The organism is Rubrivirga sp. (assembly GCF_049648075.1).
Taxonomy (GTDB): Bacteria; Bacteroidota; Rhodothermia; order Rhodothermales; family Rubricoccaceae; genus Rubrivirga.
The window spans coordinates 1-6717 of sequence record NZ_JBARYR010000511.1 but is presented as its reverse complement, the minus strand read 5'-3'; the positions used below and the strand labels follow the sequence as shown (position 1 = coordinate 6717).

6 protein-coding genes are annotated in these 6717 nt (G+C 67.5%); 4 read left to right on the top strand and 2 right to left on the bottom strand.

Annotation, left to right across the window (positions count from 1 at the left end; all coding sequences use genetic code 11):
* A partial coding sequence (locus tag WBA11_RS14350; protein WP_424521355.1) for a nucleoside recognition domain-containing protein occupies positions 1-850 on the bottom strand: 850 nt, incomplete at its 3' end.
* A gap of 162 nt (positions 851-1012) precedes the next feature.
* On the opposite strand from WBA11_RS14350, the gene WBA11_RS14345 reads away from it, so the two are divergent.
* The 4 genes from WBA11_RS14345 (at position 1013) to WBA11_RS14330 (ending at position 5219) form a co-directional block, all read left to right on the top strand.
* The gene (locus WBA11_RS14345) at positions 1013-1894 is read left to right on the top strand and encodes a T9SS type A sorting domain-containing protein (RefSeq protein ID WP_424521354.1); all 882 of its coding nucleotides are present in this window, start codon (positions 1013-1015) and stop codon (positions 1892-1894) included.
* A gap of 65 nt (positions 1895-1959) precedes the next feature.
* A complete protein-coding gene (locus WBA11_RS14340) occupies positions 1960-2295 on the top strand; it encodes a hypothetical protein (RefSeq protein WP_424521353.1) in 336 nt (111 codons plus the stop codon).
* A gap of 78 nt (positions 2296-2373) precedes the next feature.
* Entirely contained in the window at positions 2374-3180 is an 807-nt protein-coding gene (locus WBA11_RS14335; RefSeq protein ID WP_424521352.1) for a DUF305 domain-containing protein, read from the top strand.
* Positions 3181-3239: 59 nt separating this feature from the next.
* Positions 3240-5219, top strand: a complete 1980-nt coding sequence (locus WBA11_RS14330; protein WP_424521351.1) for an LVIVD repeat-containing protein — start codon at positions 3240-3242, stop codon at positions 5217-5219.
* A 179-nt stretch (positions 5220-5398) separates the two neighbouring features.
* Here the strand turns inward: WBA11_RS14330 and WBA11_RS14325 are convergent.
* Positions 5399-6717 (bottom strand): DEAD/DEAH box helicase (locus WBA11_RS14325; protein WP_424521350.1); only part of this gene is annotated, 1319 nt, incomplete at its 5' end.

Genomic DNA, 6717 nt, shown 5'->3' with positions numbered 1-6717 from the left:
CGTCACTCGAGGTCGAGGGCTGCGTCGCCTCGCCGGCGTCGGTGACCGGCGCGACGGCGCCCGCCTCGAGGTGGGCGGGCGCGGTCAGCCGGGCCTTCTCGGGGATCAGGATCTTGGCCAAGACCAGGGCCGCCGGCGCGGCCATCACACTGGCCCCCAACAGTTGCTCGGCGAAGATCTGCTGCCCGGCCTCGACGGCGATCCCTTGGACGGCCGCGTAGCGCTCGCCCAGGAACGCGACGTACGACGCCAACACGCCGCCCGCGATCGTCGCCATGCCGCCGGTCATGACGGCCATCAGCTCGGACCGCGTCAGGGTCTTGACGTACGGCTTGATGACGAGCGGCGCCTCGGTCTGGCCGACGAAGATGTTCGCGCTCACCGACAGCGACTCCGGCCCCGACGTCCCCAGCGCCCGCTGGACCACCCAGGCCACGCCCTGGACCACCTTCTGCATGACGCCGAGGTAGTACAGGATCGACATCAGCGACGCGAACACGATCACCGTCGGCAACACGTACGCGAAGAAGAAAAAGCCCAGCGACCCCTCTGCTCCAGGCGACAACGCCAGCGACCCGAACACGAACGTCGCGCCGGCCTCGACGGCGCTCAGGAACGCGACGAACAGGCTCGCGACCCACGAGAAGGCCAGCTTCGGCCACCCGAACGGCGAGAAAACCGTCGCCAACTCGTCGCCCTTGAGGAACAGGATCGCGAACGTGAGCTGGAGCAGCAGCCCCGCGCCGACCGTCCGCCAGTTGATGCGCCGCCGGTCCGACGAGAGCGCGAGCGCGATGGCGACGATGCCGGCCAGACCGATGAGGCCGCGACCGATGGAGACGATGTCCATGTGGAGGAGAGAAGACCGGCGAAGATACCCGGACCCGTTTGAGGGGATGCAAGCGCCTACGTCGCTTCGGAATGGAGACCCCGTCGACCTCGAGGCCGGCCCCCGACGGTTGACGGCTAAACAGGCAAGACCTATCGTTGAGATGAAACCGTCCGACCACACATGCCTTTTCGTCTCGTTGTACTCGCCATCGCCTTCTCGCCGCTGGTCCAGTCCCAAGTCAGTCCTGATCGTGCTTGGGAGTACGTGCCACTCCACGTCGGAGATGTATGGGTCTACGAGTACTCCAACGAAGACTGCATCGGGTATACGGCATCCAGATGTGTACAGACGGATACGATGTTGACATACCGCGTGACCGCTCTCCGTGCAGAGGGTGCGGATACCGTGGCGGTAATGGAGGGACCCGATGGGACCTCCGGTCTCTACGGGCTCCGCTCTGATGGCCGGAGCTTTGCCTACGGATCGGACGGGCAGCGCGAAGGACTATTTCCGTACGTCCCGGAAAGCCCGAATCCCTCTGGTGGATTTCTAGGTGCGCTTTCACGGGCGCCTATCGAGTGGGTCGTGGACATCGGAGGGACGACCTACAACCTCGAGGTCGCAGTTGTGGCCCCGCCTGTGACGCACGTGTACGCGCGAGGAATCGGACTCATCCAGTATCGGTACGTGTCCAGTGGGACCCGTGGCTCGAGTAAGAGGACCAGTTGGAAGCTCATAGCTGCCACGGTCGGTGGCACGACCTACGGCACGTTTCCAACACCCGCCGACCCAACCGTCGTGGGTGAGCCATCGACAGTCGTCGCCTTCCCCAACCCCACGGCCTCGAGGACGACGCTCCGCATCCAAGCCGCGACCGCCGGCGCCCTCGAGATCGCCGTCTACGACGTGCTCGGGCGCGAGGTGTGGTCCAGCACCCGCGCCATCCCCAGAGGTGTCTCCGACCTCGAGGTCGGACTCGAGTCCGCGCCGGCCGGCGTTTACCACGTCCGGGCCGTCCTCGATGGCGTCCCGTTTCCCAGCGTCCGAGTCACGAAGCGGTAGCGACCTCGAGGTCGTGATCCCGAGCGATACAGGATCGCGGATGAAGAGCAACCACCCACGCTCTCATGTCCCAATCCTTCGAGAGTCCCGCCTGGCAGATGATCGGCGCGACCCAGACCAAGCCCGGCTACCTCACCCTCCACGACGGAGTGCTCACCTTCGAGGTCGAGGGCGAGAAGGTGTTCGGCGTCCACCTGCACCAGGTCGAGGACGTCGTCTTCCCGTGGTACTACTTCAGCGGAGGCGTCAAGCTGCGGGTCAAGAAGAACGACTACCGCATCTCGTTCACGAAGCCGAACGGCGCGATGGACCCCGACGACCGATCGGCCGGGCTCGAGTCGGTCAAGAGCATCGGGAGTGGGCGGAAGGCCGGGAAGGCGTGGAAAGAGGTGCTGACGTGAGCCCGAACGGTTTCGAGGCGTTGGGCTGCTAGGTTTCTCACGGCGGCGTGTACCTTGGGGCCCCACACGACCGGACCCATGAGGATCGACCGACGCCCGCCGCACGTCGCGCTTTTGCTGGCCTTCGCGGTCACGGGCTGTGCCAGCTCCGCCGGCCTCGAGGCCGCGGATTCGCCCTCGAGGACGACCGTCTCGCCAGGCGACCCCGCTGAGATGTCCGACCTCGAGGCCGCGTACTGGGCACGGCAGCAAGAGGCGCAGACCCGGTTCGTCCAGGCCGACGTCGACTTTATGACGGGCATGATCGGGCACCACGCCCAGGCGCTCGTGATGAGCGCACTCGCCCCTGATGCCGGCGGCGGTCAGGCCGTCAAGACGTTGGCGGCGCGGATCGCGAACGCCCAGCGCGACGAGATCGAGACGATGCAGACGTGGCTCCGCGACCGTGGCCAGCCGGTCCCGGTGTTCGAGATCGAAGGGACCGTTCTGACCGTCACCCTCGAGGGCGTGCCGATGGACCACGGCGGGATGGACCACGCTGGAACGGATCACGCCGACGACGCCGACGAGATGGACCATGGCGGGATGAATCACGGGGGCATGGATCACGGGGGCACGATGCACGATCACTCCTCGATGCCGGGGATGCTGTCCCAGGCCCAGCTCGACCGACTCGCCGCCGCCCAGGGTGCAGAGTTCGACCGCCTGTTCCTCGAGTTCATGATTCAGCACCACGGCGGCGCCGTCGTCATGGTCGAAGACCTGTTCGAGGCCGACGGCGCCGGACAGGACGAGGCCTCGTTCCGGCTCGCCTCCGACGTCCAGGTCGACCAGCGCACCGAGATCGCTCGGATGCAGCAGATGCTCGACGCCATGACGGACTAGCCGTCCTCGATGACACGCCGACCTCGAGGTCGGGACCCCACGCAACACCCCACACCACCATGCGACTTCTCGACACCTTGCGCCTCGGCGCCGCCACCCTCGTCGCCGGCCTGGTCTTATCGGCCTGCTCCCAGGGCGCCCCCATGATGGCCTCGACGTCTGGCCCCATGATGAACCCTATGTCGACGGTCCCCTCGCCTGACCCGCGAGTCGGGCTGGGAGCGGGTCTGTTCGACGCGGAGGAAGCCATCTGGAACATGCGCCTGCTGTCCGCGACGCCGCCGCCCGAGGCGTTCGTCGGCGTCACCAACTCCGACCTCGCGTTCAAGGACAACTTCATCATCCAGGGCAACTACAACGGCGTCCAGATCTGGGACATGACCAACCCGGCCGCGCCCGAGCTCGTCACGGAGTACGTCTGCCCGGCGTCCCAGAGCGACGTGTCGGTCTACGGGGACTTGATGTTCGTCTCCGGCGAGGGCCTGGGCGGCCGTCTGGACTGCGGCACGCAAGGAAACCAGGGCGCCGTCAGCCCGGACCGCTTGAGGGGCATCCGCATCTTCGACATCTCGGACATCCGCAATCCCGAGTACGTCTCCAACGTCCAGACGTGCCGCGGCTCGCACACGCACTCGGTCTTGAAAGACCCCAACGACGACGAGAACGTCTACGTCTACGTCTCCGGCTCGGCGTCCGTCCGCCCCGACGAGGAGCTGCCGGGCTGCTCGTCCGCGTTCCCGGAGGAGGACTCGAACTCCGCCCTGTTCCGCATCGAGGTCATCCAGGTACCGCTCGACGACCCGACGGCGGCTCGGATCGTGAGCTCGCCCCGCATCTTCGACGACCTCGAGGCCCCGCCGACGCGCGAGCGCATGGCTCCCTCCGACATCGCCGCGATCGACCGCGCGCGTGCCGAAGGCAAGTTCGTGGTCAACTTCGGCGGTCAGGACCGCGTCCTGCCGGACGGCTTTGCCGAGCAGCTCTTACGCCAGATGATCCAGGCGCGTGGTGGTGAGGGCGACCCGACCGACGCCGACAGCACGATGCTCCGCGAGCAGCTTCCGCAGATCATCGCCGAGCGCTTCGGCGCTGGCGACGACGAGGAGGAGCGCCGCGGCCCCGACCAGTGCCACGACATCACGCTCTACCCCGAAATCGGCCTGGCCGGCGGTGCGTGTGAGGGCTACGGCTTGCTCCTCGATATCTCGAACCCGGCCATGCCCCGCCGCATCGACGCCGTCGCGGACTCCAACTTCGCCTACTGGCACTCGGCCACGTTCAACAACGACGGCACGAAGGTCCTCTTTACCGACGAGTGGGGCGGCGGCGGCCAGCCCAAGTGCCGCGCCGACGACCCGAAAGAGTGGGGCGCGAACGCCATCTTCGACATCGAGGACGGCGAGATGGACTTCGTGAGCTACTACAAAATCCCCGCGGCTCAGACCTCGACGGAGAACTGCGTGGCCCACAACGGCTCCCTGATCCCGATCCCGGGACGGGACGTGATGGTCCAGAGTTGGTACCAGGGCGGCATCTCGATCTTCGACTGGACCGACTCGGCCAAACCGATGGAGATCGCGTTCCATGACCGCGGCCCGATCGACGCCGACGAGTTCCAGATGGGCGGCAGCTGGTCCGTCTACTGGTACAACGGCTACATCGTGAGCTCGGAGATCGCTCGCGGCTTGGACGTGTTCGAGCTCACCCCGAGCGCGTTCCTAACCGCGAACGAGATCGAAGCCGCGAACACGGTCGAGTACGACCTGCTCAACGCCCAGGGCCAGCCGAAGTACACCTGGCCGGCCTCGTTCGCGTTGGCGCGGGCCTACGTCGACCAGCTCGAGCGGTCGCGCGGCCTCGAGGGAGCAGACGTCGCGACGGTCCGCGAGATGCTGTCTCGCGCCGAGGGCGCCTCGGGCTCGGCCCGCCGCACAGCCCTGATGGAGATCGCGTCGATGGTCGACGGCAAGCGCTCGTCCTCGAGCGATGCTGCGAAGGTCGGGATGCTCGCCGACGCCGTCCGGGCGCTCGCGAGCTGAGGCCGTCGCGTCCTCGAGGTCGGTGCTCGGCCTCGAGGACGCCCGTTTGCTGCGGCGACGTGACGACGTCTCGACGCCGGTTGGGCAGAAGCGTTGTGCGCCACTCTCGGAGCCGACGCGCGAGTCCTGCTCGTCCTCGAGGACGACTGCCGGAAGGGCGCGTGAGCCCTCGAGGACGGCTACGCGAGCCGGCCCAAACGGAGCGATCGCTCCAGCCATGCCCGCTTCTTGTCGAGGGCGACGACGCTGGCTAGCGCCTGTGCTTGCCCGCGCCCCTGCTGCTTCCACGCCGCGTGGACCTGGCGGACCGAGACGTCGGCGGCGTAGCTGAGCTCTTTGGCGAGCTCGGCGCACGTCTGCCGCAGTTCGCGCTCGCGCGCGGCCATGTCGAGGGCGACGGGCTTGGCGACCTCGACGGGGACGTCGCGGTGGAAGTCGGACGCCGTTCGGTAGCCCGGCATCTGCTCGAGCGACAGCGTCTGGCTCGTTCCTTGGCGGACCGCTTTGAGCTCCCACACACTGGCCTCGGTCTGCTCGGAGACGGGCGCCTCGCCAGTCCCATCGCCGCCGTTGCTCTTCTTGGTGCCGAGCGTCTCCTCGGCCGCGATCCAGCGCAATGTCTCGGCTACTCCCGAGTCCTCGGCCGCGTACAGGTCACACGTGTTGGCCTCCTCGGGCCACTGCGGCACGTAGCGCATCCCCCGAAACACCTGCTGCATCGTCTTGCCGACGGCCCGCACCAGGTCGGCCTTGACGAGCACGGAGATCGGCTTGATGTCCGTGCCCTCGCCGATCATGTCGACCTGGACCATGACGTCGATCTCGCCGTTGCGGTAGGCGTCCAGGCGTTGTTGGCGGTCGCCGGCCGGCACGTCCTGGCCGATCCGGGCCGAGAGGACGTCGGGGTAGCGACGGCGGACGAACTCGTGGATCGCGCGGGCGTGGGCGTTGCTCATCGCGATGATGAGCATCTGGTGGTCGCGGTACCCCTGCCAGGTCCCGGACCGCGCCATCATGCGCGCCAGGGCGCCGCGTTTTTGGCTGAACCGCTCGAACGCCGGGCCCAAGAGCGTATCGAGGTAGACCTCGTGGAAGCGGAGCTTGCGCCGGGCGAGGTAGGCGTCGACGTCGCGCGAGGCCTCGGGGTCGTCGCGGAGGGCGGTGAGGGAGACCTCGACCTCCTCGCCCGTGTCGGTCCGCACCATGCGGACGGCGTAGTCGACGACGTGGGCCTCGACGCGTTTGAGGATGCCGCCCTCCGAGTGCGCCTCGCGCATCCCGACCTCGTGGAGCGCGTCGTAGTACTCGAAGCCCTCCGCGTCCGTCGTCGTGGGCACGCCGAACAGCGACTTGCTGTCGCTTCGCATCGGCGTGCCGGATAGCGCGACCGACGCGGCGTGCGGGAACCGCTCGATGGCCTGCGCCCAGGTCCCGTCGTGGGACAGGTGGTGGACCTCGTCGAAGATGAACAGCGACTTCGACTGACGGCAGAACTCGA

Excerpts from the sequence above, each read along its gene's own strand:
- WBA11_RS14345 (WP_424521354.1), top strand. The coding sequence starts at position 1,013 with ATGCCTTTTCGTCTCGTTGTACTCGCCATCGCCTTCTCGCCGCTGGTC.
- WBA11_RS14340 (WP_424521353.1), top strand. The coding sequence starts at position 1,960 with ATGTCCCAATCCTTCGAGAGTCCCGCCTGGCAGATGATCGGCGCGACC.
- WBA11_RS14335 (WP_424521352.1), top strand. The coding sequence starts at position 2,374 with ATGAGGATCGACCGACGCCCGCCGCACGTCGCGCTTTTGCTGGCCTTC.
- WBA11_RS14330 (WP_424521351.1), top strand. The coding sequence starts at position 3,240 with ATGCGACTTCTCGACACCTTGCGCCTCGGCGCCGCCACCCTCGTCGCC.